Origin of the sequence: Actinoplanes sp. NPDC023936 (assembly GCF_040639325.1) — a bacterium.
Lineage (GTDB): Bacteria > Actinomycetota > Actinomycetes > Mycobacteriales > Micromonosporaceae > Actinoplanes.
This window is the reverse complement of sequence record NZ_JBEZZR010000017.1, coordinates 1-23,536: the sequence shown is the minus strand read 5'-3', so window position 1 is coordinate 23,536 and position 23,536 is coordinate 1. Positions and strand designations below refer to the sequence as shown.

The window sequence follows — 23,536 nt, the reverse complement described above, 5'->3', positions numbered from 1 at the left end:
GTGGGCTCAGTCGTGCGGTGGGCTCAGTCGTGCGGTGAGCTCAGTCCTGCGGTGAGTCCAGTCGTTCGATGATTGTCGCGTTCGCGGTGCCGCCCGCTTCGCACATGGTCTGCAGGCCGTACCGGCCGCCGGTGCGTTCCAGCACGCTGAGCAGGCTCGTTGCGAGGCGGGCGCCGCTCGCGCCGAGCGGGTGACCGATGGCGATCGCGCCACCGTCCACGTTGACCTTCGCCGGGTCGGCGCCGGTCTCCGCCTGCCAGGCGAGCACGACCGAGGCGAACGCCTCGTTCACCTCGAACGCGTCGATGTCGGCGAGGGACAGCCCGGCGCGGGCGAGGACCTTCGCGGTGGCCGGGATGATGCCGGTCAGCATCATGATGGGGTCGTCGCCGGTGGCCACCGCGGTGTGGATGCGGGCGCGCGGCCGCCAGCCGTGCCGCCGCGCGATCTCGCTGGTCGTGACGAGCAGGGCGGCGGCGCCGTCGTTGACCGGGCTGGAGTTGCCTGCGGTGACCTTCCAGTCGATCGTGTCGAAGCGCCGCTCCCAGATCTCGTCCCGGAAGGCGGGCCGCAACCCGGCCAGGACCGCCATGGCCGTGTCCGGGCGAATCGTCTCGTCGGTCGCCAGATCGGTGATCCGGGTGATCTGGCCGTCGACGTGTCCGTCCCGCCACGCCGCGGCGGCCCGATGGTGGCTCAGCATGGCGAACTCGTCCAGCTGGGCGCGGCTGAGACCCCACTTGCGGGCGATCAGCTCGGCGGCGATGCCCTGCGGGATCAGGCCGCCGGGGTAGCGTTCGGCGAGCAGCGGGCCACCCACGTCGGCACGTTCACCGTCCCGGATCGCGGCGCTGCCGATCGGGATCCGGGACATCGACTCGGCTCCGGACGCGATCACCACGTCGTAGCCGCCGGAGATCACGCCCTGGGCCGCGAAGGTGAGCGCCTGCTGACTGCTGCCGCACTGGCGGTCGACCGTCACACCGGGCACCGACTCCGCGAACCCGGCGGCGAGGGCGGCGAGGCGGGCCACGTTGCCGGTCTGCTCGCCGACCTGGCCGACGGTTCCGCTGATCACGTCGTCGATGAGGTCATCTGAAACGGACGGGGCTGTACCGGACGGGGCTGTACTGGGCTGGGCTGTACCGGGCTGGGTCGTACCGGATGGGGCGATTTGTGCGCGTTCGGCCAGCGCGCGCAGGACATGGGCGTGCAGAGTTACGGGGTGGATGGCGGCGTACGCACCGGTGGGCTTGCCCTTGGCTACCGGTGTGCGTACCGCGTCGACGATGACGGCGTCTCGCATGGCTGCTCCCCTTGCCGCTGGCTTTGCTGGACTTGGCTTCTCCTGGACTTGGCTTCTCCCGGGCTTTCTTAACGGACCGATCGGTCCGAGTGTAACGTCCGGTTGGACTGATCGGTCCGTTAAACTGGTCACCATGGCACGAACGCCCACGCCGGGCACCCGCGACACGATCCTGACCGCCGCCGCCGGCCTCTTCTACGAGTACGGCGTCCGCGCCGTCGGCATGGCCCAGGTCGTCGAGGTGGCCGGGTGCGGCAAGAATCTGCTCTACCGGCACTTCCCCAGCAAGGCCGAGCTGGCCGCTGCCTACCTCGACCTGGTCCGCCGCGAGCGCGCCCAGTCCGCCGGCGAGGCGCTGCGCTGGGCCGGCACCCCGGCCGACCGGCTGATCGCCCTGGTCGCCGAGATCGCCGACTGGGTCCGCCGGCCCGGATACCGGGGCTGCGCCTTCCGGAACTACCTGACCGAGTTCCCCGGCGAGGACGACGAGCCGGCCCGGGTCGCCAAGAACTACCTCGCGGACACGCGCGCCGAGGTGGACCGGTTGGTGGGGCAGCTCGGGGCGGCCGAGCCGGAGCTGCTGGCCGCCCGGATCTGGCTGCTCGTGAACGGGTTGTACGCGAGCACGCCGGAGCAGGCACAGACCGCCGTCGCGTGGGTGACCGAACTAGTCCGCGAGAGCCGCTGACACGGCTGTCAGATCGAGGACGTTCGACGTCCCAATCCGGCCTCAAGACTGGATGATTCCCCTCTGTCGATGGGATCACACCGCGCCGGATCACACCTGGCCGGGTCACACCGTGCCGGATCACACCTGGCCGGATCACACCTGGCCGGAGTACGGCGCGGTCGCATCCGCGGAGGTGACGGTGGCATACGACTCGACGGATGTCGCACGGCTCGATGCGCTGCTGGAACGCGCCAATGCAGTGCTGGCACAGGCAGTCACGGATCCGGGTGGCGCTCGAACTGCCGGATCCGCGAGCGCGGCGGACGGCCTTATACAGGTACAAGTGAGCCCGGGACGGCTGGAATCGCTCCAGATGGATGCCCGGGCCTTGCGACTCGGGACCGCTGAGCTGGCGGCGGAGATCCGGAACGCTGTCAATCAGGCATTCGAGTCCTCGGCACAGGACTCCGCAGAAGCCGCTCGCGCTGCGGGCACGGCCCTCGCCGACAAGGTTCGCGACATTCAGAACGACTCGATGCGTGGCATGTCGATGTTCGTGACCGCGATGCAGGACGCGGTCTCCCGCTTCGAACGCGATCGAGGATGACGAGTGACGGGCCCGGTCCACGGGGTGGACATCCATCCGCCCTCGCTGCGCGCCGCTGGTGATCAGTTACGCGCTGCGGCAGAACAGCTGGAGCAGTTATGGCGGCAACACTCGGCTGTCACCGGCAGTAGAGGCGATGTCTTCGGCGCTGATCCGGTGGGCGGCCTCATCGGGGAATCGTACCGAGCCGCATTCGGCACCGCCGAGCTTCGTATCTCTCGGTGAGCGCCAGCCTTGCCGGCTACGCCGAGGTACTCGATGCCATGGCGGACGACTTCGAGCAGACCGACGAGAGCAGCGGTGAAGACATCGTGGCAGCCGTGCTGGACGAACCTCGATGAGCATTCAGCTTCCCGGTGAACTCTCCGCCCTCCTGCAAGAACTGGGATATTCCTGGCCGGAATCCGACGAGAGCCAGCTGCTGGACCTCGGCCAGGAATGGCTGAGGCTGGCGAACGTCATCGATGAGTTGCACGAGGATGTCGTAGCCGCCGCACGACAGGTGGCGAACGGCAACACCGCCCGCGCGGTCGACGCGTTCCTGACCCAGTGGCAGGCTGAGGATTCCGGCGCCGCCGCACTGACCCGAGGCAGCGCGGGCGCGATCGCCATCGGGGGCGGGCTCACCGTCTGCGCAGGTGTGGTCCTCGCACTGAAGATCAATGTCTTGGTGCAGCTGACCCTGTTGGCAGCTCAGATCATCCAGGCGATCGCGACGGCCGTGCCGACGGCCGGAGCCTCTCTGCTCGAGATCCCAATCTTCAAGCAACTGACCAACACCGCCATCGACTTCCTGGTCAGCCAGGCGACGGAGGTGATCCTTGGCTAGAAACAAGCGTGCCGGCCCGGCCGGGACAGGCATCATCGCCCGACTGGGCGGCCAAGCAATACGGTGAGCCCGCGGGTCAGGTCGCGGCTCAACGGGCCGCACGGTCCTCCACGGTCCTCGGCATTCCCCAGGGATTCACGGCACGGCAGTTAGCCCGGTTCGCGCGCGGCGCTCGCCAGCTACAACGGCAAGCCGGCCTGCCGGACGGAGATCTGGTGGTACACGGGAGCCGGGTGCGCGGCACGGCGCGTACCGGATCAGACATCGACGTTGCTTTGCGTGTCAACGACCGCACGTTCTTCGAGCTTTCGGAAAAGGCACTGGCCCGGGCACGGCCAGGCACCAAGCTGCGTGACAGCATGATTCGCAGAATCAACGGGAACGGCCAACTCTCCAGTTTCGACCTGGGCTCCGACTTCCACCGCCGCCGCCGGGACTTACTCGATGCCGAGACCCCGCACAAAGTCCAGTTCTCAGTCCTCCGGATCGGCGGTAAGCTCGACACCGGCCCATTCCGCCCCCTAGGTTAAGGAGCCGGCACGGGTGTACGACAACCATTTCATCGTCATGGTGGACAGTGCAACGGGATGGGTGCGCCTCCTCGAGGATCTGATTACGGCATTTTCTGGTGCCGTGCAGGTGAAGGCGAACTCGTGTGACCTCCGTGGTAACTGGCTGGAGATCTCACCGAACGACGACGCGGACGAAAAGCTCGCTACGGATCCGGACACCGGCTATCACTATTTCCGGTGGCGCATCGAGGTGACTCCGCTGAATGAATCCGTGGGTGAGGACAACCAGGTGCTATTCGCCCGGGCGCTGCTCCAGCATTTCCGGTCGGGTGGGGCGCGGGCCGAGGTTCTCGCCAACTTCGAGGATCGTTTGTAACGTGAGGCGATGACCGCGCTGCCGGAACTCTTCGTGGCCGTCGACGTCGAGGCGGACGGACCGATTCCGGGGCCGTACAGCATGCTGTCGCTCGGCATGGCGGTCGCCGGACGGCCCGACCTCACCTTCTACACCGAGCTCCGGCCCATCTCCGACGACCTCGTCCCCGCGGCCCTCGCCGTGTCCGGGCTCGACCGGGACCGGCTCCTGCGGGAAGCTCCCGAGCCCGCGATCGCGATGAAGGCGGCCGCCTCCTGGGTGAACGGGCTGCGGAGAATCGGCCGCCCGGTTTTCCTGGCCGCGCCGGCAGTGTGGGACGGGATGTTCGTGCACTGGTATTTCGTCCGGTTCCTCGGGCACAGCCCGTTCGGCTCCACCGGGTCCGGGGTCGACCTGCGCAGCTTCTGGATGGGCGCCACCGGCAGCGAGTGGGTCGAGACCCGGAAGGGGAAGATCAAGAACGCGCTCGGCCTGACCGACGTGCCGCACACCCACCACGCCGGAGAGGACGCGGCCGAACTCGCGCAGGTCTTCGACGCGGCGATGCGCCACCGCAACGGCTGAGCGGCTCAGCGGCCTTCCGGCGCGGCTCGCACGGCAGGGAATCCCGCCGTCAGCGGGGGGAGTCGCCGTCGAGGAGGCCGAGCACCTCCTCCTCGGCCTTCTCCCGGGGCTCGCCGGGTTCGACGTCGGCCACCCGGCCCTTCTCGTAGTGCTCGATGACGCGCGGGTCGACGTAGGAGTTGCGGGCCACAGTGGGCGTGTTGCCGAGCATGCCGGCCACCTCACGCATCGCGTTCGCGACCGCCTTCTGGCGTTTCGCCTTGGTCGGCTGCGGGCCCGCCTCGGCCAGTTCGGTGGCGGCCTTGACGGTGCCGTGCCAGGTGCGGAAGTCCTTCGCCGTCATCTGCTCGCCGCTGATGTCGCGCAGATAATCGTTTATCGCGTCGGCGCGGATCTCCTGCCAGCGGCGGGACGAGCGGTCCCAGTACGCGAGGAGCCGCTGCTCGCCACGGCGGCGGCGCTTGAGGTCCCGCAGCACCGCGCAGACCTCGCCGTCCCCCACCGTGGCCGAGTGGTCGACGCCGGACTTGCCGCGGAACTCCAGCAGGACGCAGCCGCCCCTGGTGCGTACGTGCTCGGGCCGCAGCGTGGAGAGGCCGTAGGACGGGTCCTCCTCGCGGACGGCGTACTGGTCGCTGCCGATCCGGAACATGCCCATGTCGAGCATCCGGACGATCGCCGCGAGCACGCGTTCCCGGGTCAGGCCGCGCGCGCCGGTCAGGTCGGCGCAGAGCCGTTCGCGGACCTCCGGCAGCCGTTCGGCGACCTCCAGCGCGTGGTCGAACTTCTCCTGGTCCTGCTGCTCGCGCCACTGCGGGTGGTAGAGGTACTGCTTGCGGCCGGCCGCGTCGACGCCGGTGGCCTGGATGTGGCCGCGTGGATCCGGGGAGATCCAGACGTCGCGCCAGGCCGGCGGGATGACGAGCGACGTGATCCGGGCGACGGTCTCCTCGTCGGCGAGCCGGCTGCCGTCCCGGTCGAGATAGGTGAAACCCTTTCCGGCGCGGCGGCGGCCGAATCCGGGTTTACCGAGGTCACTGCGACGCAGCTTCATGTGGGGTCTCGGTTTTCATGGAGGGGCATCCACAAGGGGTGTCGGGGCGAAGGGGTAGAGGGTTGACGGTGTCAGAGCTGTGGGGCGTCAGGCGGCTTCATCGGGAGGCGCGCTGCACCTCCTCCGCGGCGGCCAGGACCTCGTCCACCGTGACCGCCCGGAGAGCGGGGTGCACCGGGCCGGGCAGGTCACCGCGCTCGCTGCGGGTGCCGTGCCAGATCGGGCGATGCCACGGCCGGTTCGCGGGTGGTCCCCAGCGGGCCGGGGAGACCGGGCCGAACAGGGTCACCGAAGGGGTTCGGTAACCGGTCGCCAGGTGTGCGATGCCGGTGTCGCCGCTGATCACGAGCCGGGCTCCGGCGACCAGGGCGAGCAGTTCGGTCAGGCTGGTGCGGGCGACGGCTTCCGGGCCTAGTCCGGCTGCCTCGCTCACCCGTACACACAAGTCCTGCTCCGCGGCGGAACCGGTGATCAGCACGTGGTGGCCCGCTGAGCGCAACCGGCGGGCGACGGACGCGAAGCGGTCCGGAGGCCAGCGCCGAGCCGGGGATTTCGCACCCGGATGGATGATCGTCACGCCCTGCGCGACGTCCACGCCGGGCGTCGCAAGATCAAGATCATCAGGATCACAGGGTACGCCGTAATAGCGCACCAGCCGGCACCAGCGACGGACCTCGTGCTCCTCGTCGAGCCAGCCGGGACCGTCCTGGTGACCGGCCGCCCGGTTCGCGAACGCCCAGAGCTTGCCGGGGTGCAACGCCTGGAGCTGCCGGTGCGACTCCGGGCCGGAGCCGTGCAGGTTCACCGCGAGCTGCGGGTTCGCCGGGGCGCCGGTCAGCGGCTCCAGCTCCGTCGCCGGGATGATCCGGTCGATGCCGGCGTTCCCCCCGCCGGCGTTGCCCCCGCCGCCGTTGCCTGTCCCAGCGTTGCCCTCCCCAGCGTTGCCCTCCCCAGCGTTGCCCTCCCCAGCGTTGCCCTCCCCAGCATTGCCCTCCCCAGCATTGCCCTCCCGAGCGTTGCCGCCGCCGATGGTCGCGCCGCCGCCGATGGCCTCGACGAGCGGCGTCAGCCAGGTCGGCGTCGCCAGGCTCAGCGTCTCGCCGGGGAAAGCGGCCCGGAGCCCGCGCAGGGCGGGCACCGAGGCCGCGAGATCTCCCACGCCGAGCGCGCGAAGGATCAGGATCACGGGTACGACGTCTCCATCTCCGCCGCCACGACCAGCTCACGGACCGCACAGCCGGCCGGCTGGCTGAGCGCGAAGAGCACCGCCGACGCCACGTTCGCCGGATCGTTGAGGATCGCGTCCGGTCCGGGCTTGTAGCGGTCCTCGCGCTCGTCGAAGAACTTGGTGCGCATCCCGCCCGGGATCAGCAGCGTGACGTTCACCTGCCCGGCCAGCTCGGCGGCGAGCGCGCGGGTGAAGCCGACCACGCCGAACTTCGCGGCGCAGTACGCCGTCGCGTCGCCGACCGCCTTGATCCCCAGCGTGGACGAGATCGTGACGACCCCGCCGTGGGACTGTTTCAGGGCGGGGAGCGCGGCCCGGATGACGGCCGCCGTGGCGAGCAGGTCGATCGCCACGATGCGGTCCCAGGTCTCGCCGGGGATGTCGGCGAGCGCCCCCGGGACGTCCATGCCGGCCGCGGTCACCACACCGTCGATGCTGCCGCCGGCCCTCTCGATCAGATCTCGGGTGGCCTGCTCCGCCGCCCGGGTGTCGGCCAGGTCGCACTCGATCCACTCGACGCCGTCCTTCGGGGGCTGCCGGTCGATCACGTACGGGCGGCCACCCGCCTTGATCACGGCGTCGACGACGGCGGCGCCGAGGCCGCTCGATCCACCGGTGACGATCACTGCGTCCAATTCACTGTCCTCCAGTTTTTGCGGCTTGGATGGTCTTTGCAGCCTGGATCGTCTTCGCGGCCTGGATGGTCTTCGCGGCCTGGATCGTTTTCGTTGTGGACCGGCCGTCCAGGTAGGGGACGATCACGGTCTGGCCGCCCCAGCGCTTCATCAGCTCGGCCTCCGGCATCTCCGGGCCGCCGTCCGCGTAGTCGCCGCCCTTCACCCAGATGTCCGGCCGGAGCCAGGCCAGCACGGATTCCGGGGTGGGCTCGTCGAAGATCACGACGGCGTCGACGCAGTCCAGAGCCGCGAGGAGCCGGGCCCGGTCGGCCTCGGTGTTGAGGGGACGGTCCGGGCCTTTCAGCCGGCGAACCGAGTCGTCGCTGTTCAGGCAGACGATCAGGCAGTCGCCGAGACTACGGGCGGCCCGCAGGGTGGCGAGGTGGCCGGTGTGCAGCAGGTCGAAGCAGCCGCCGGTCGCGACGATCGTGCCGCCGGACGCGCGCACCCGCGCGACGACCTCGGAAGCGCCGCCGGCCGTCGCGGCCTTGTCTTCTTCTGCCGCCTTGTCTTCTACCGCCTTGTCTTCCGCGGCCTTGTCGCCTGTCGCCTTACTCCCTGCCGACCTGTCCCCCGCTGCCCTGTCCCCCGCTGTCCCGTGTCCCGCGGGCTTGCCGGCTGCCGCGGTCTTGTCTCCCGCGACATACGCGCTGGCGGCCTCGACCGCCTGCTGGACCGCCTCGGAGACCAGGGCGCCGTTCGCGAGGGCGATCGCCGCCGCGGCCGCGAAACTGTCACCGGCCCCGCACGTGTCGCCGGCGCTCACCCGCGGCGCCGGCACCACCAGCGGCGTCGGGCCGGAATGGCAGAGCACCGCGCCGCGCGCGCCGCAGGTGACCACCACGGCGCCGGCGCGCCAGCGCTGCCGGAGCTGGTGACCGGAGCGCTGCGCGGCCGCGAGCTTCGAGCCGTTGCCGGCGTCACCGGCGAGCCGCAGCGCCTCCGACTCGTTCGGCGTCACCAGGCGCACGTTCGCGACCGGGGCCGGGCCGTTCGGGTGCGGATCCCAGACCACCGGCGCCTTCGTCTCCTCCAGCGCGGTGCGCAGCGCCGGATGCCGGGCGACACCCCGGCCGTAGTCGCTGACCAGGATCGCGCCGGCGTCCCGGAGCACGTCAAGGACCGCGCTCGGTACGTCACCGGGCGGGACCGGCGGGCCGCCCCGGTCCAGGCGCAGCAGCACCTGGCCGGCGGCGCGCAGGCGCACCTTCTCCGGCGTGGCGCCGGGCAGCGGGAGCGGGTACACCTCGACCCCCGCCTCGGTGAGCAACCGCGTGAGCCGGGCGCCGGGCTCGTCAGCGGCGATGGCGGTCACGAGGCTCACCTTGTACCCCTGACGTCGCGCAAGCACTGCCGCAAGGCCGGCGCCGCCTGGCCGTTCCCGGACACTCTCCTCGTCGAGCACGGGCGCCGGAGCGTCCGGGGCGATGCGGCGCACGCTGCCGTCGACGTCGCGGTCGAGGAGCGTGTCGCCGACGATCACGAGCTTCATACCGTGACCATCTCCCTCTGTTCCGGCTTCTGTCCCGGCTTCTGTTCCGGCTTCTGTCCCGGCTCAGCCGTGTACGGGATCAGGTGTTGGTCGATGTACTCGCACATCACGTGCACGGCGACCAGATGCAGCTCCTGCACCACCTGGCTGTCCTCGGACGGGCAGCGCAACACCTCGTCGCAGGCGTCGGCGAGCGGGTTCGGCGCCTGGCCGACCATCGCCCAGGTGTGCACGCCGATCTCCTTCGCGGCGCGGGCCGCAGTGACCAGATTCGGACTGCGGCCGCTCGTGGAGAGCAGCAGCAGCACGTCGTCGCGGCGGCCGTGCGCGCGCACCTGGCGGGCGAAGACCTCCTCGAAGCCGTAGTCGTTGCTGATCGCGGTGACCGCCGACGAATCGGGCGTGAGCGCGATCGCGGAGAGCGGCATCCGCTCGCCGCGCAGCCGGCCGACCAGCTCGGCGGCCAGATGCTGGGCCTCCGCCGCGCTGCCGCCGTTGCCGGCCACCAGCAGGCGGCCGCCGCGGCCCAGGTGATGGGCGAGGCGGGCGCCCCACTCCTCGAGGTGGCCGGCCTGCTTACGGAACGGCGCGATCGCCGCCTCCAGGCCAGCCAGATGATCTTCCAGGGGGTTCACGCGGCTACCTCCAGGTCGGCAACAGTCGAGTAGACGGCGGTCAGGCGTTCGGCGATGCGGGGCCAGGAGTACGACGCGGCGGCCCGGTCCTCGGCGGCGGCCGCGTACGCGAACCGGCGTACGTCCTCGTTGACCAGCCGGCGCAGCGCCGCGGCGAGGGCCCTCGGGTCGCGGGGCGGCACCAGGTCGCCGGTCACGCCGTCGACCACGGTGTCGGTGAGCCCGCCGACCGCTGTCGCCACCACCGGCACACCACAGGCCATCGCTTCGAGCGGGGTGAGGCCGAACGGCTCGTACCACGGGGTGGCGGCGACCACGTCGGCCGAGCGGTACCAGCGGGGCATCTCGTGCGCCGGGACCGCGCCGGCCAGGCGTACCCGGTCGGCGACCCGGCACTTCTCGGCCAGGGCGCGCAGGCGGCGGGCGTACGGCTCGTCGTCCAGCCGGTCCGCGGGCGGCCCGCCGACCACGACCAGCTCGGCGCCGGGCACCGCGGCCAGCGCGCGGATCGTGTCCTCGACGCCCTTGCGCTCGACCAGCCGGGCCACCGTGAGGATCCGGGCCCTGCCGGGCGTGCGCGGTGCCGCCGGCCCGCGTGGGCTGAACCGCTCGGTGTTCACCCCGGACGGCACCAGGTCCATCGCCGACCGGGGCACCCCGAGCCGGAGCAGCTCGCCGATCTCGTCGCGGCACTGCACGATCACCCGGTCGGCGGTCCGGCCGATGTGCCGCTCGTAGGAGACCCGCCCCTGCGGGCTGGTGTCCGCGTCACCCTGGTAACGGCGCTTCACCGAGCCGAGCGCGTGGAACGTCTGCACCACCGGCACCCCGCAGGCGCGCCCGGCGTCCAGGGCGGCCAGGCCGCTCATCCAGAAGTGCGCGTGCGCCACGTCGGGGCGCCACTCGTCCCGCCAGTCCGCGGCCATCCACTCGGCGAACTGCCCCATGAACGGCAGCAGTTCGTCCTTCGGCAGCACCTCCACCGGGCCGGCGGGCACGTGCACGACGTCGACCCGCTCCCCCATCGGCACCACCGTGGGAAGGTCCGGGCTGTCCCGCCGGGTGTAGACGCGTACCTCGTGTCCCTGGGCGGCCAGGGCGGCGGCGAGCTCGGCGACGTGCGAGTTCTGCCCACCGGCGTCGACCCCGCCGAGCGCCGCGAGCGGGCTCGCGTGTTCCGAGATCATCGCGATGCGCATGTTTCCTCCTCCAGCAGCCGGTCCCAGTCGGCCAGGAACCGGTCGAGCCCGTACTTGGCGAGAGCCACCTGGCGGGCGCGTTCGCCCATGCGGGCCGCGGCCTCCGGCTCGTCGATCAGCCACTGCGCGGCCTCGACGAGGGTGTCCACCTTGGTGGCGAGCACGCCGGCGTCCGGTGGGACGGCGGCGACCGCCTCGGTGGTGGCGAGCGCGACGACCGGCATGCCCATCTGCATCGCCTCGATCAGGCTCAACCCGAGCGAGGTCCAGCGGCAGAGGTGCAGGTAGGCGCGGCGGCGGGCCACCTCGGTGTGCATCACGTGCTGGGGTGGGTCGTCGAAGGCGGTGACACCCTCCAACCCGGCCCTCTCCAACCCGGCCACCCCCATCCCGAACACGTCGAGGGGCGCCACCGCCGCGAACCGTCCGAACAGGTCGGTGCCGGTGACCCGGCCCCGGCGTACCGGCTCGTTGGTGACGACCGCGAGCCGGTCCAGCTCGCCGGTCCAGCGCGCCTTCGGCTCCACGATCCCGTGGTCGATCACCGTGGTCCGGGTGGCGCCGGTGTCCCAGAACAGGTCGTTGAAGTCGGTGACGTGCGCGATCACCAGGTCGTCTCGGTCGGCGAGCGGATGCCGCGAGTTCGGCACGTCGCCCTTCGGGGTGTTGTGCTCCACGTAGATCACCGGCACGTGCGGCGGGATCAGATCGAGCTCCTCCGGCCGCTGCGCGATCGCGACGTCGATGTCCCCGATGCCGATGTCCCCGGTGCCGTTGTCCCCTCTGCCGTTGTCCCGGATGCGGGCGTCCCGGATGCGGGCGTCCCGGATGTCCTCGAGAGGCAACTCCTCGACCGTGTCCGGCCAGTCGAAGGTGCGGGCACGGCCCCGGCCCCACTCGTCCCGGGCCGGGTTCACCGGCACCAGATAGCGGTGCTTGCCCTGGACGAAGGATGTCGTCCAGGATCCGTGGACGTGCCAGAGAAGGATGTTCACGCAGCCACCTCGCCGAAATATGGTTTGTGGGGCGTCACGCCGATCCGGCGCAACGCGTGCAGGACGTCCCGCGGCCCGATCTGTGACAGGCATGGATGACCTGGGACGGGGCAGCGGATCGCGCGGGTGTCGCGGCAGGCCGCGGCAGCGTCACCGAGCCGCACCGCGGGAACGCGATAGGGCCCCCACCGGCCGTAGGGGACGGTCGGTGCGAACAGGCTGATCACCGGGGTGCCGACGGCCGCGGCCAGATGCGCCGGGCCGGTGTTGCCGACGATCACGCAGGCGGCGCCGGCGATCAGCTCGGCCAGACCGGCCATCGAGGTCGGCCCGGCGTCGGTGCCGGAAGTCCCGGCCACGTAGGAAGCCAGCCGCCGCTCCCCCGGACCGCCGGTGACCAGCACCTCGTGACCGGCGGCGGCCAGCGCGGCGACGATGCGGCGCAGATTCTCCGGAGGGCAGGAGCGGGCCTCCACGCTGGCGCCCGGGTGCACGACCACGTAGCGGGACCTGGTCGGTGGCACGGCGACGGACACCCGCAGGCCTCCGTCGTCACCGTCGGGCAGCGCGAACCCCGCCGCTGCCGCGACGCTGCGGGCACGTTCCGGTTCCGGCAGATCATCGGGTACGCGGTGACGCACGTCCAGCAGCGAGCCGGGATAGTCGTCGCTGATCGCGGTGATCCGACCCACCCCGGCCATCCGCAGCAGCAGGGCGAGCGGGAGAGCCGACTGGTGGAACGAGGTGAAGACCACCGCCTCCTCGGCGCCGGTGGCCCGCAACCGCTCGGTGAGCGCCCGCATGTCGTCCGGGTCGACCGGGCCGGGTTCGGGGTCGATCCAGGGCAGGCGCCACTCGACGATCTCGTCGACACCGGGCAGGAGTTCGGCGGCGGCCCGGCCGCGCGGGCCGCAGAGCAGCACCACACGGTCGGCGCCGGCCGCGATCGCCCGGATCCCTGGGCCGGTGACCAGCATGTCCCCGGCCGAATCCGACCGCACCGCAAGAACCGTGCCGGCCCGGCCAGTCGTGCCGGCCCGGCCAGTCGTGCCGGAGCCGCCGGGTCGGGGCGCCGGTGTGAGCAGCGCCTGGCGCCGCAGGATCAGGTCGGCCGCCTCGGCGAGATCGACCGCCGTCTCCGGTGCCGCGGCGACCTCGGCCGGCATGGTGATCTCAGTGGGCACCATGATTCCGGCGGCGCCGGCGGCGAGCGCGGCCTCCATGTCGCGGCCGATGTCGCCGACCACCACGCAGCGGCGGGCCGTGGTGCCGAGCGCTGCCGCCGCCGCGTCGACCAGCCCGGGGGCGGGCTTGCGGCACGGGCATCCGGCGCTGTCGTCGTGCGGGCACACCTGACAGGTGTCGAACGGCCCGAGGAGCTCCTCGATCCGGCGGTGCACCGCGGTCAGCTGGTCGCCGGTGAAGTAGCCCCGGGCCAGCCCGGACTGGTTGGTGACCACCCCGAGGCGCAGGCCGGCGGCGCGCAGCCGGTCGAGGGCCTCCCGGGCGCCCGGCATCGGCTGCACCCGGTCCGGGTCGCCGTTGTAGGGAACGTCCACCACGAGGGTGCCGTCCCGGTCGAAGAGGACCGCGTCGAACAGGGCTGTCACCGGCGGGCCTCCGTGAAATCCCGGTGTTGCCGGTTGTCCGTGACTGTCCTGTCCGTGGCCGTCCTGTCCGTGACTGTCCTTTCCACGGTTCTCTCGGCCACGGCCCGTGTTTCCACGGCTTCCTGGTCCGGACGGATCGGCTCTGCGCCTCGCCAGCGCGCCCAGCCCCGGAGCCAGTGGGCCACCGCGACCGGCGGGATCGCGGCGCTGGTCAGCAGCATCGTGGTGACCTCGCGGCGGTCGCGCGGCCCGGGTGCGATGCGGGCCGCAGCGAACTCGGCGGTACCAGCCGCCCAGACCAGGCCGGCGAGCACGGCGGCGGCCGTGAACTGTCGCTGACCGGTGATCCCGCGGGCGGCGGCAGCGGTCAGGGCCACGACGCCGGCGGCGGTCACCGCGGCGTGACGGCGACGGCGGCCGGGCGGGATCTCCAGGACGGCACGCCAGCGGGGCCCGTACAGGTGGCGCAACAGCGCGTCGTCGGCGTTGCCCCGCTGAGTGCGGACGCTGACCCAGCGGCTCTCCCCCCGTACCGGATGGGTGGTCTCCCGAAGGCCGCGCCGGAGCAGGAAGCCTGCCTCCCGCACGCGGTGCGCAAGCTCCGCGTCCTCGCGGAAAGCGCGCGGCAGACGCTCGTCGAAACCGCCGGCCAGCGCCAGCGCGGACCGGCGGTAGGCCATGTCCGCGGTGATCCACTCGCCGTCGGCGAGAGCCGCGGTGACCCGTTCCCAGTCGGTCGGCCGGCGGCCGGAGGGCAGCGGGACGCGCAGCCGGCCCTGCACTCCCCCGACCGGAGGCCCGCCGTCACGGGGGTCGGCGTCACGGGGGTCGGCGTCACGGGAGTCAGCGTCACGGAGGTCGGCGGCCAGTTGCTCGGCCCAGCCGTCGCCGGGCAGCACGTCGTCGTCGAGGAAGACCACCCACTCGGTACGGGCGGCCCGCCAACCCACATTGCGGGCGGCAGCCGGGCCTGCGGCACGGCCGGGAAGGACACGAACGTGCGGCGGAAGGTCCAGCGGTGCGGCGCCGGGGTCTGCCCGGTCGTCGACGACCAGGGTCGGTATCCCCTCCGGCAGGGCCGCGACCAGCTCGAACAGACTCGGCCGGCCGAGCGTGGGTATGACGATGGTGACGTCCGTCATCGGCTCGCCCCAGGGGTGCCCGCCTCGAAGGTGGTCGCCCGGTGCACGGCGAACGGGCCGATCGCGAGCAGATCCACCGGCGCCGAACCGAACAACTCGAGGGCCTCCCGCGGGGTGTCCACCATCGGGCGCCCGGCCGTGTTCAACGAGGTGTTGACGACTACCGGAAGACCGGTCTGCCGCTCGAACTCGGCGAGCATCTCCGCCACGACCGGCTCGGTCTCGGCGTGCACGGTCTGCACCCGGGCCGTGCCGTCGACGTGGGTGACCGCCGGGATCCGGTCCCGCCAGTGCGGCTTCACGTTGTGCACGAAGAGCATGTACGGACTCGGGAAGACGCCCTCGAAGATCTCGTCGAAGCGTTCGGCCCGCACCATCGGCGCGATCGGGCGGAACTGTTCGCGGCCCTTCACGTCGTTCATGCGGGTCTGGGTGTGCGCGTCGCCGGGGTGCGCGAGCAGCGAACGGTGGCCGAGGGCACGCGGGCCGTACTCACTGCGCCCCTGGTACCAGGCGACGATGCCGTTGCCGGCGAGAACCCGGGCCGCCTCGTGCGCGATCGACGCCGGCCGGGTGTACGGCACCGCTGCCCGCTTCAGCTCGGCTTCCAGTTCGTCGTCGCTCCAGCCGCGGCCGAGCGCAGCGGTGCCGAACGGGACGTGCTCCCGGCCGAGCGACAGGGCCGCGCCGAGGGCGGTGCCCGCGTCGCCGGCCGCCGGCTGGACCCAGACCCGCTCGAACGGGCCCTCGGCGGCGATCCGGGCGTTCGCCACGCAGTTGAGGGCCGTGCCGCCGGCCATCGTCAGCGTCGGCAGCCCACCGGACGCCTCGTAGGTCCAGCGGGCCAGGTCGAGCAGCACCTCCTCGAGGCGGACCTGCACGCTGGAGGCCAGGTCGGCGTGGGCCTCGGTCATCTCGCCGTCGGCCGTCCGGGCCTTCGCCAGGGCGTCCCAGTCGATGCGCTCCACGGTGAAGCCGCCGTCCTCGGTGGCGTAAACCAGCTCCCGCAGGAGCCCGAGGAACTTGGGGCGGCCGTAGGAGGCGAGGGCCATCACCTTGTACTCGTCGCTGGAGTGCAGGAAGCCCAGGTGCCGGGTGAGATCCTCGTAGAGCAGGCCCAGCGAGTGCGGCAGCTCCTGGCTCTTGAAGACCTCCAGCTGCCCGTCGCGGTACGCGCCGGCCAGGTGGCTGGCGGACTCGCCGCGCCCGTCCAGCACCAGCACCGCGTTCTGCTCCGGGACGCTCAGCCCGGCGGAGGCGGCGTGTGCCACGTGGTGCGGCACGAAACGGACCTGCTCCGGGTCGAGGCCGGGCAGCGCCGTGGCGAGGAACTGGGGCGCCCTTCGTGCGTAGTCGACGCGCAGGTGGTCCCAGGGATCGCTGAGGCCCAGCTGCTGCGCGTCGCCGCAGAGCGCCGGATCGAAGGAGTAGGCGACCGCGTCCAGGTCGCCCGGTTTCAGCCCGGCTGCCTCCAGGCACCAGGCGGCGGAGAGCTCCGGGAGCTCCCATGCGGAGAACGGCACCGGCCGCTTACCGTGCTTGCGCCGGCTGAACCGTTCCTCCTCCGCGGCCGCAACCACGCGTCCGTCGACGACCAGGGCGGCCGAGGGATCGTGGAAGATCGCGTTGACGCCAAGTACTCGCATGGCGCGCCGAGTACCCCGTATTTTTGCGTCTATTCAAATGACCATCGACTTCTCCCGGAAAGATCAGTCCTTTCTGGAAAATGCGCATGACCTGCACTGATAGGTGCCATCATTTGCGGCCAGCCAAGTTTTTATGCAATGCAACGGGGAAGACAGCCCCCCATGTACGACGTCGAGCAGCTCATCGCCGGCGCCTGGAGTCCCGGCTCCGGTGACCGCACCCTGACCGTTATCGACCCGCGCGACGACACCCCGGTGACCCGGGTGCCGGTCTCCTCCGAGGCCGACGTCGCGGCGGCGGTGAAGGCCGCCCACGCCGCCGCCGGAGAGTGGGCCCGGACCGCGCCGGCCGCCCGCGCCGCCGCCCTGCACGCCGCCGCCACCGCCCTCGAGGCCGCCGCGGGCGAACTCGCTGAGATCATGTCCGCCGAGATGGGCAAACCGGTCGGCGAGGCCGGCGACAGCATCGCCGCCGGCATCGGCACCCTCCGCCAGTACGCCGAGCTCGGACCCACCCACCGTGGCCGGACTCTGGCCGGTAACGATGAGGCGATCGACCTGATGGCCTACGCGCCCCGCGGCGTCGTCGCGGTGATCACCCCGTGGAACGATCCGGTCGCGGTCTCCTGCGGCCTGCTCGGCGCTGCCCTGGTCACCGGCAACGCCGTCGTGCACAAACCGAGCGAGCGCACCCCGGCCACCGGGTGGCGGCTCGCCCAGATCCTCGCGCCGCACTTCCCGGACGGCGTGCTCGGACTGCTGGCCGGTGACGGGCCGGTCGGCGCCGCCCTCGCCGGAAGCGAAGTGGACGTGGTGGCGCAGGTGGGCTCCACCGCCACCGGGCGGGCCATCGCCGCCGCCTGCGCCCGGACCGGCGCGAAGGCGCTGCTGGAGAACGGTGGCAGCGACCCACTGATCGTGGACTCCGGCGTCGACCCGGTGTGGGCGGCGCAGCAGGCGGCGGTCGGCGCGTTCGCCAACGCCGGGCAGATCTGCGTCTCGGTCGAACGGATCTACGTCCATCAGGATGTCGCCGCGCCGTTCCTCGACGCGCTCGCGAAGGAGGCCGCCGGCTGGGCCGAGAAGATCGGGCCCCTCGTGGACGTTCGGCTCCGCGCGGGTGTCGACGAGCAGGTCCGGGCCGCGGTGCGGGACGGCGCCCGGGTGCTTCACGGCGGGTCCGTGCCGGGCGGCGCGGGCGCCTTCTACCCGCCGACCGTCCTCGCCGACTGCACGGACGACATGGCGGTGGTCCGGGAGGAGACCTTCGGGCCGGTCGCGGCGGTGGTCACGGTCGATTCGTTCGGCACCGCGCTGGCGCGGGCGGCCGAGTCACCGTACGGGCTGGCCGCCACCGTCCTGACCGGCTCGATGAGCCACGCCCAGCAGGCCTGGCGCGAGCTCCCGGTCGGGACCGTGAAAATCAACGCGGTCTTCGGCGGAGCGCCGGGGGGTGCCGCGCATCCGCGCCGCGGCAGCGGACAGGGCTTCGGGTACGGGCCCGAGCTGCTCGATGAGATGACCGTGATGAAGGCCGTCCACATCGAGGCGCCGCCCACCGGTTGGTGACGCTGCTCCGGGCGCGCTCATCCGCCAGGGGTGAAGCGCGCCCGCGCGCCGCCGCGCCAGACTCGGGCACATGAATGGCTGGCTGATGTGGGGGCTGCTCCTGCCCGTGTTGCTGGTGGTCGCCGGCATCGTCAATTATCGCCGTAACCGCCGGCGCTGAGATCGGTTCTGCGCTTCGTTCTGTGCTCTGCTCGCTGGCCCTGCTCGCTGGCCCTGCTCGCTGGCCCTGCTCGCTCGAACCTGGTTCGCTTGTCGGAGCGTTGGTGAGCTAGCCGGTTTCCGGGCGGGCGGCCAGGCGGATTCGCGACAGGGCGTGGACTGGGATTTCGCTCAGCGAGCGCTCAATGATGGGGGCGTGCGTGAAGCGGTCCAGAAGCTGAGAGACGACGCGGTGGCGTTTGCCACCGCGGACGCCGCCATGCCCGCTGACGAGGTGGCCGCCGCCTGTGTGGCCGACCTGCACGAGACCATCCAGGCGCTGACCGCTCTGCAGCTGCGCCTCGTCCGCCAGCTGGATCGGAACGACTTCGCGAAGAAGACGTCCTCGCGCGGCACCCCCGCCTGGCTGCGCGACAAACTCCGTGTCGATTGGTACGTGGCTCGCCGGATGGTCGCGCAAGCCGCCCTGCTGGACAAGCGTCCGGATCTCGACGGCGCGCTCAGCACCGGCGACGTCACCGGCGCGCAGGCTCGGGTGATCGGCGAGGCGCTCCGCTTCCTGCCGGAGGCGGTGCAGCCGGAGACCGTGAACGCGGCGGAGCAAGCGCTTATCGACTACGCCCAGCGCTTTGAACCGGCCCGGCTCCGCAAGATCGGAGACCGGATCCTCGAGCACGTCGCTCCGGACGAAGCCACGCGGCTCGAGGGTGAGGCGCTCCGCCGCGCCGAACAGCGGGCCTGGTGGCGACGGGGTTTGACGCTCTGTGCCCCGGTGGCCGGCAGCGTGCGGGTGATGGGCTGTCTCACCGTCGAAGACGCCGCCATCGTCCAGGCAGCGCTCGATCCGCTCTGTGCTCCGGCGTCCACCCGATCATCGTCCGGGAACGGCACGGCGTCTGCGGACGGCACGGATTCCCAGAACGGCCCCGATTCCCAGAACGGCCCCGATTCCCGGAACAGCCCGGACTCCCAGAACAGCCCGGACTCCCAGAACAGCCCGGCCTCCGAGAACGGTGCCGCCGCCCACGACGAGAGCTGCTCACCGCGTCAGCGCCGCGCCGACGCGCTGGTCGAGGTCTGCCGTCGTGCCCTCCGCTCCGGAAGCCTTCCCCACAACGGTGGCCTCCCTCCGCAGATGTCCGTCACGATCGACTACGAGGCGCTGCTCACCGGCGTGGGAACCGCGTACACCGAGAGCGGCGCCCGCCTCGACGCCGAAGCGGCTCGCCGGATCGCCTGCGACGCCCGGATCCTCCCGGTGGTGCTCGGCGGCGCCGGCGAACCACTTGATCTCGGTCGCTCCCGGCGGCTCTTCACACCGGCACAACGGCAGGCCCTCGCCGTCCGGGACGGCGGGTGTGCGTTCCCCGACTGCGACCGGCCACCCAGCTGGTGCGAAGCCCACCACATGCTTCCTTGGGACCACGACGGGCCCACCGACGTCGCGCAAGGCGTGCTGCTGTGCCGGCCGCATCACCGGCTCGTCCACGGTGGCGGGTGGACGGCATGCCGGGGCTCCGACGGCCTGCCGGAGTTTCTGCCGCCGGCACACGTGGACCCGACCCGGCAGCCCCGGCGCAACATCCTGCACCGGCCCGCGATTCACCGGCGGATCTAGTGTCGCGTGTCTGAAATAGCTTGACGGTCCGGGGATGTCGTACCTGAGTGCCAGGATGCGGACATGGATGACGCGTTGACCGTTTTGAGGCGGGAGTTCGAGGCGACGGAGGGTAGTTTCCTGCTGTGCCTGCGAGGCGCTGACCTGGTCTGGGACCGTGCGGCCTTCAGCCAGTTGGAGCAGACGATGCGAACGGTCTGCAAGCAGTACGAAGGCCGTGACGATTTGCCGCGCTGGATGGCGGAGGGCTTCTACTACGTTTCCCACTTCGTGACGGAGTGGACCAGTCACCCGAACTTCCCTCGACCGGAGCCGGTGCAGTACTACCACGACTGCCTGGAACGGCTACGGGACCTCGCGGACTGGTTCTTCCACGGCTGGCACGCCTACCAGGAACCGCACGTGTGGCGTGATCTCTGACGTCAGGCCGAGGGCTGGCGTTGCGCCTTGGCGAGGGTCTGGTCGGCGGTTTTGGTCCAGCGGAACGGCTGGCACCGTTCGTTGTAGCCGTCGATGAACGCGCGGATCGCGCCGATCAGGTCGGTGACGCTGGTGAAGCTGCCGCGGCGGATGGCCTGCCGGCTGATGAGCCCGAAGAAGATCTCGACCATGTTCATCCAGGAGGCGCTGGTCGGGGTGAAGTGCAGCGTGACCCGTGGGTGCTTGGCCAGCCAGGCTTTGACCTTCGGGTGGTTGTGGGTGGCGTAGTTGTCACATACGACGTGCAGCTGCACCCGAGGGTGGGCCTTGGCGACCTGCTTGAGGAAGGCCAGGAACTCGGCGTTGGAGTGCCGCTCGTAGCAGGCGTCCGCGGTGATCTTCCCGGTGGCCACCTCCAGCGCCGCGAACAAGGTGGTGGTGCCGTGGCGCCGATAGTCGTGGGTGCGGCGTTCCGCGGCGTCGAACCGCATCGGCAGTAGCGGTGCCGTTCGATCCAACGCTTGGATCTGCGACTTCTCGTCCACGCAGACCACGACCGCGTTGGCCGGCGGGTCCAGATACAGCCCAACCACATCACGGATCTTCGCCTCCAGTTGCGGATCCGTGGAGAACTTGAACGTCTCGATCCGGTGCGGCTGCAATCCCCAGGCCCGCCAGATCCGGGCCACCTCGGCGAAGCTGACCGGCATCCCCGCCCTACTCAACTGGCCAGCGAGCAGCCGCGCCGACCAATGCGTCACCGCCAACTCCGACGGCGGCGGATTCAGCGTCGACGCGATCACCGCGGCCTCGTCGATACTGCCCGGCCGGCCCGAGCGCGGCAGGTCGGCCAGCGCGGCGATCCCACCGGCCTCGTACCGCGCCCGCCACGCGATTACGGTCTGCCGGGTCATCCCGACCCGCCGACCGACCTCCGCGTTCGGCAACCCCTCGGCCGCCAGCAACACCATCCGAGCTCGTTGCACATGCCCAGCCGGCGCGGCGGACGAGCGTGTCAACTCCCGCAGGCGCGCGCCATCACCCGGACGAAGAACCAGCGCAGCCGCGACAGACATGCCTCATTGTCGCCCGCCACACTGTCAAACCACTTCAGACACGCGACACTAGGAATCGGCCGGCGCGCCACGCCGGGGAACACGACGCCGGGACTACGCGGGCGGTGCGCTCAGCCGTACCAGATCCGCTTCGACCTCGGGCGGCAGCAGCCGCCGGTGACGCAGCGCCCACGGCAGCGCGCGTGCCACGTCCCACCCCGCCGCAGGCGCTTCCCGCATCGCCGCGGCCACGGTTCGCGCGATCACGCCCGCCGGCCGGCGCAACAGCGCGGTCAGCATCCGGTTCCGGGCCTCGATCCGCCTGCGGGCGCCGCGATCACGGCCTGCCGGAAGTGGGAAGTGGCGCACCACCAGCGACGGGTCGTAACACAACCACCAACCGGCGGCGGCCAGATCCATCGCCAGGAGCGCTTCCTCCCCGTACACGAAAAGGCGTGGCTGGAAACCACCGGCCGCAAGGAACGCCGTGCGCCGGACCACGACGGCGCAGGAGAGAAAGCCCAGAATCGCGGGGCCGGGCGCACCGGCCGGCGTGCCGATCGGTGCGGCGGCCATGGCCTCGGAGACCGGGTCGAGGCGACCCTCCGGTCCGATCAGCACGCGAGCCGAGAGCAAGGCCAGCTTCGGGTGCGCGTCCATCAGGGCCGCGGCACGCGCCAGAGAGCCCGGCGACCAGTACGAGTCGTCGTCCGCGAACGCGACGTACGGCGTGACCGCGCGACGCACCCCCTCATTGCGGGCCGCCGCGCCGATGTTCTCGCCGAGCCGCACCACCTCGACGGCCGGGAACGCCGTGGCGATCTCCTCCGGGCCGCCGTCGTCCGAGGCGTTGTCGACGAGGATCACCGGGGCTTGGTGCTCGGGGAGGGTCTCGAAGAGCCGATCCCGGCGATTGCGGGTGGCCACCACCACCGTGACGCTGTCGTTCGTCACAATTTGTCCCGCAGTTCCGTGGCGAAGAAGTCCAGGAAGCCGTCCGGGTCCGGACCGGCGTTCATCAGGACGATGTGGTCGAAACCAGCGTCACGGTACTGCTGGATCGACTCGACGTACCGAGCGGGGTCGGGTCCGCAGACGAACGTCTCGCGCACGTCGTCCTCGGTGACCGTTGCCGACGCCGCCTCGAAGTTGACCGGATTGGGCAGTTCGGCCATCACCTTCCAGCCGGTGACAGCCCAGCGGGTGGTCCGGTGGGCCTCTTTCACCGCAGCTTCCTCAGTGGGCGCCCACGCGACGGAGGCCTCCGCGTACTTCGGCCCCTTCCCACCGGCCGCGGTGAACGTCTCCACCAGGTCGGCGCGCGGCTCGGTCGCGAACAGCCCGCTGCCGTGAGTGGCCGCCAGCTCGGCCGCTACCTTCCCCCCGGCCGCGACCGCGATCGCCGGCAACGTCTCCGGGAGGTCGAACACCCGCGCGTCCTCGAGTTGCAGGTGCTTGCCCTGATAGGACTGGTATCCGCCCTGCCAGAGCAGGTTGATGATGTCGAGTGCCTCGGTGAGCCGCTCATGCCGTTCCCGGACGCTGCCGAAGCCCTGGCCGACGACGTGCTCGTTGAGCCGCTCGCCCGAGCCGACACCGAGGGTGAACCGCCCGTCCGAGATGATCGCCAGAGTGGCAGCGGCCTGCGCGATGATCGCCGGGTGGTACCGCACGGAGGGGCAAGTCACGCCGGTCGCGAGGCCGAGCGTGCGGGTCTGCACCGCGATCGCGCTAAGCACGTTCCACGCGAACGGGGAGTGTCCCTGCACGTCCAGCCACGGATGGTAGTGATCGCTGATCTCGACGAAGTCGAAGCCGGCCTGTTCCGCCCGGATCGCCTGCCGGATGAGTTCCTTGGGACCGAACGCCTCGGCCGCGAGCTTGTACCCGAGTTTCATGGTGCTGCCGATTCCCCAGCTTCACCGGCACAAACACGAGTTCGGCACAAACGCGGGACCAGCGCAGACGCTGGTTCCGCGCAGACACTGGGCCGGCGCAAACGAGGGCCGGCGCAACGAGCGCCGGCGCAAACAACGGCCGGCGCAACGCGGGGACGGCGCCGGCCGGCACGAGCCGCTGACACGGCACAGCGGCGGGGCGGGGCGGGGGCGCGCCCGCCCGGGGGGGCGGGCCCGGGGTGCCGGCGGGGGCGGGCGCGGCCCCGCCGGGCCCC

At 71.4% G+C, this 23,536-nt stretch carries 23 protein-coding genes; 9 read left to right on the top strand and 14 right to left on the bottom strand.

The features are described 5' to 3' along the window. Nucleotides 1-40: 40 nt before the first annotated feature. On the bottom strand, nt 41-1,306 hold the full coding sequence (locus AB0F72_RS22315; RefSeq protein ID WP_360434490.1) for a thiolase family protein: 1,266 nt from the start codon (nt 1,304-1,306) through the stop codon (nt 41-43). Between the two features lie 133 nt (nt 1,307-1,439). On the opposite strand from AB0F72_RS22315, the gene AB0F72_RS22310 reads away from it, so the two are divergent. The 6 genes from AB0F72_RS22310 (at nt 1,440) to AB0F72_RS22285 (ending at nt 4,864) form a co-directional block, all read left to right on the top strand. Beyond that, nucleotides 1,440-1,994 carry a helix-turn-helix domain-containing protein gene (locus AB0F72_RS22310; protein WP_360434487.1) on the top strand — a complete coding sequence of 185 codons (555 nt, stop codon included), beginning with the start codon at nt 1,440-1,442 and terminating at the stop codon, nt 1,992-1,994. A 112-nt stretch (nt 1,995-2,106) separates the two neighbouring features. Continuing rightward, nucleotides 2,107-2,583: a hypothetical protein gene (locus AB0F72_RS22305; RefSeq protein WP_360434484.1), complete on the top strand. Its 477-nt coding sequence runs from the start codon at nt 2,107-2,109 to the stop codon at nt 2,581-2,583. Nucleotides 2,584-2,920: 337 nt separating this feature from the next. Further along, nucleotides 2,921-3,412 (top strand): hypothetical protein, encoded by a 492-nt coding sequence (locus AB0F72_RS22300; protein ID WP_360434481.1) that lies wholly within the window; start codon nt 2,921-2,923, stop codon nt 3,410-3,412. 8 nt (nt 3,413-3,420) lie between these two features. After that, nucleotides 3,421-3,942 (top strand): nucleotidyltransferase domain-containing protein, encoded by a 522-nt coding sequence (locus AB0F72_RS22295; protein WP_360434478.1) that lies wholly within the window; start codon nt 3,421-3,423, stop codon nt 3,940-3,942. Between the two features lie 13 nt (nt 3,943-3,955). Continuing rightward, nucleotides 3,956-4,300, top strand: coding sequence for a hypothetical protein (locus AB0F72_RS22290; RefSeq protein ID WP_360434475.1), 345 nt, complete (start codon nt 3,956-3,958; stop codon nt 4,298-4,300). A 9-nt stretch (nt 4,301-4,309) separates the two neighbouring features. Then, nucleotides 4,310-4,864 (top strand): exonuclease, encoded by a 555-nt coding sequence (locus AB0F72_RS22285; RefSeq protein ID WP_360434472.1) that lies wholly within the window; start codon nt 4,310-4,312, stop codon nt 4,862-4,864. 49 nt (nt 4,865-4,913) lie between these two features. Here AB0F72_RS22285 and AB0F72_RS22280 read toward each other — a convergent pair whose 3' ends face one another. From AB0F72_RS22280 to AB0F72_RS22235, 10 genes are all read right to left on the bottom strand, one after another. After that, nucleotides 4,914-5,918, bottom strand: coding sequence for a DNA topoisomerase IB (locus AB0F72_RS22280; protein WP_360434469.1), 1,005 nt, complete (start codon nt 5,916-5,918; stop codon nt 4,914-4,916). Nucleotides 5,919-6,015: 97 nt separating this feature from the next. Continuing rightward, nucleotides 6,016-7,104 carry a glycosyltransferase family 9 protein gene (locus AB0F72_RS22275; protein WP_360434466.1) on the bottom strand — a complete coding sequence of 363 codons (1,089 nt, stop codon included), beginning with the start codon at nt 7,102-7,104 and terminating at the stop codon, nt 6,016-6,018. Continuing rightward, nucleotides 7,101-7,781 carry an SDR family oxidoreductase gene (locus AB0F72_RS22270; RefSeq protein ID WP_360434463.1) on the bottom strand — a complete coding sequence of 227 codons (681 nt, stop codon included), beginning with the start codon at nt 7,779-7,781 and terminating at the stop codon, nt 7,101-7,103. Before AB0F72_RS22270 ends, AB0F72_RS22275 begins: the two co-directional genes overlap by 4 nt. 1 nt (nt 7,782) lies before the next feature. Continuing rightward, nucleotides 7,783-9,315: a PfkB family carbohydrate kinase gene (locus tag AB0F72_RS22265; protein ID WP_360434461.1), complete on the bottom strand. Its 1,533-nt coding sequence runs from the start codon at nt 9,313-9,315 to the stop codon at nt 7,783-7,785. Continuing rightward, complete coding sequence (locus tag AB0F72_RS22260) at nt 9,312-9,950, bottom strand: SIS domain-containing protein (RefSeq protein WP_360434458.1); 639 nt, start codon at nt 9,948-9,950, stop codon at nt 9,312-9,314. Before AB0F72_RS22260 ends, AB0F72_RS22265 begins: the two co-directional genes overlap by 4 nt. Next, nucleotides 9,947-11,149 (bottom strand): glycosyltransferase, encoded by a 1,203-nt coding sequence (locus tag AB0F72_RS22255; protein ID WP_360434455.1) that lies wholly within the window; start codon nt 11,147-11,149, stop codon nt 9,947-9,949. Before AB0F72_RS22255 ends, AB0F72_RS22260 begins: the two co-directional genes overlap by 4 nt. Beyond that, complete coding sequence (locus tag AB0F72_RS22250; protein ID WP_360434452.1) at nt 11,134-12,144, bottom strand: glycosyltransferase; 1,011 nt, start codon at nt 12,142-12,144, stop codon at nt 11,134-11,136. Before AB0F72_RS22250 ends, AB0F72_RS22255 begins: the two co-directional genes overlap by 16 nt. Next, a complete protein-coding gene (locus tag AB0F72_RS22245) occupies nt 12,141-13,754 on the bottom strand; it encodes an HAD-IIIA family hydrolase (RefSeq protein ID WP_360434449.1) in 1,614 nt (537 codons plus the stop codon). Before AB0F72_RS22245 ends, AB0F72_RS22250 begins: the two co-directional genes overlap by 4 nt. Next, nucleotides 13,751-14,896, bottom strand: a complete 1,146-nt coding sequence (locus AB0F72_RS22240) for a glycosyltransferase (protein ID WP_360434446.1) — start codon at nt 14,894-14,896, stop codon at nt 13,751-13,753. The genes AB0F72_RS22245 and AB0F72_RS22240 overlap by 4 nt, the downstream gene beginning before the upstream one ends. Continuing rightward, nucleotides 14,893-16,542, bottom strand: coding sequence for a carbamoyltransferase C-terminal domain-containing protein (locus AB0F72_RS22235; RefSeq protein WP_360434442.1), 1,650 nt, complete (start codon nt 16,540-16,542; stop codon nt 14,893-14,895). The genes AB0F72_RS22240 and AB0F72_RS22235 overlap by 4 nt, the downstream gene beginning before the upstream one ends. A gap of 162 nt (nt 16,543-16,704) precedes the next feature. Here AB0F72_RS22235 and AB0F72_RS22230 point away from each other — a divergent pair, with 162 nt between their 5' ends. The 3 genes from AB0F72_RS22230 (at nt 16,705) to AB0F72_RS22220 (ending at nt 20,308) form a co-directional block, all read left to right on the top strand. Continuing rightward, on the top strand, nt 16,705-18,111 hold the full coding sequence (locus AB0F72_RS22230; protein ID WP_360434439.1) for an aldehyde dehydrogenase family protein: 1,407 nt from the start codon (nt 16,705-16,707) through the stop codon (nt 18,109-18,111). A gap of 355 nt (nt 18,112-18,466) precedes the next feature. Next, nucleotides 18,467-19,888, top strand: a complete 1,422-nt coding sequence (locus tag AB0F72_RS22225) for a DUF222 domain-containing protein (RefSeq protein WP_360434436.1) — start codon at nt 18,467-18,469, stop codon at nt 19,886-19,888. A gap of 63 nt (nt 19,889-19,951) precedes the next feature. Further along, nucleotides 19,952-20,308: a hypothetical protein gene (locus tag AB0F72_RS22220; RefSeq protein ID WP_360434433.1), complete on the top strand. Its 357-nt coding sequence runs from the start codon at nt 19,952-19,954 to the stop codon at nt 20,306-20,308. A gap of 2 nt (nt 20,309-20,310) precedes the next feature. On the opposite strand, the gene AB0F72_RS22215 is transcribed toward AB0F72_RS22220, so the two are convergent. The 3 genes from AB0F72_RS22215 to AB0F72_RS22205 all read right to left on the bottom strand — a co-directional run bounded on the left by AB0F72_RS22215 (nt 20,311) and on the right by AB0F72_RS22205 (nt 23,261). Next, complete coding sequence (locus tag AB0F72_RS22215; RefSeq protein WP_360434430.1) at nt 20,311-21,384, bottom strand: IS630 family transposase; 1,074 nt, start codon at nt 21,382-21,384, stop codon at nt 20,311-20,313. Nucleotides 21,385-21,477: 93 nt separating this feature from the next. Beyond that, nucleotides 21,478-22,317, bottom strand: coding sequence for a glycosyltransferase (locus AB0F72_RS22210; RefSeq protein ID WP_360434427.1), 840 nt, complete (start codon nt 22,315-22,317; stop codon nt 21,478-21,480). Then, on the bottom strand, nt 22,314-23,261 hold the full coding sequence (locus AB0F72_RS22205; RefSeq protein ID WP_360434424.1) for a TIGR03557 family F420-dependent LLM class oxidoreductase: 948 nt from the start codon (nt 23,259-23,261) through the stop codon (nt 22,314-22,316). The genes AB0F72_RS22210 and AB0F72_RS22205 overlap by 4 nt, the downstream gene beginning before the upstream one ends. Nucleotides 23,262-23,536: the final 275 nt, after the last annotated feature.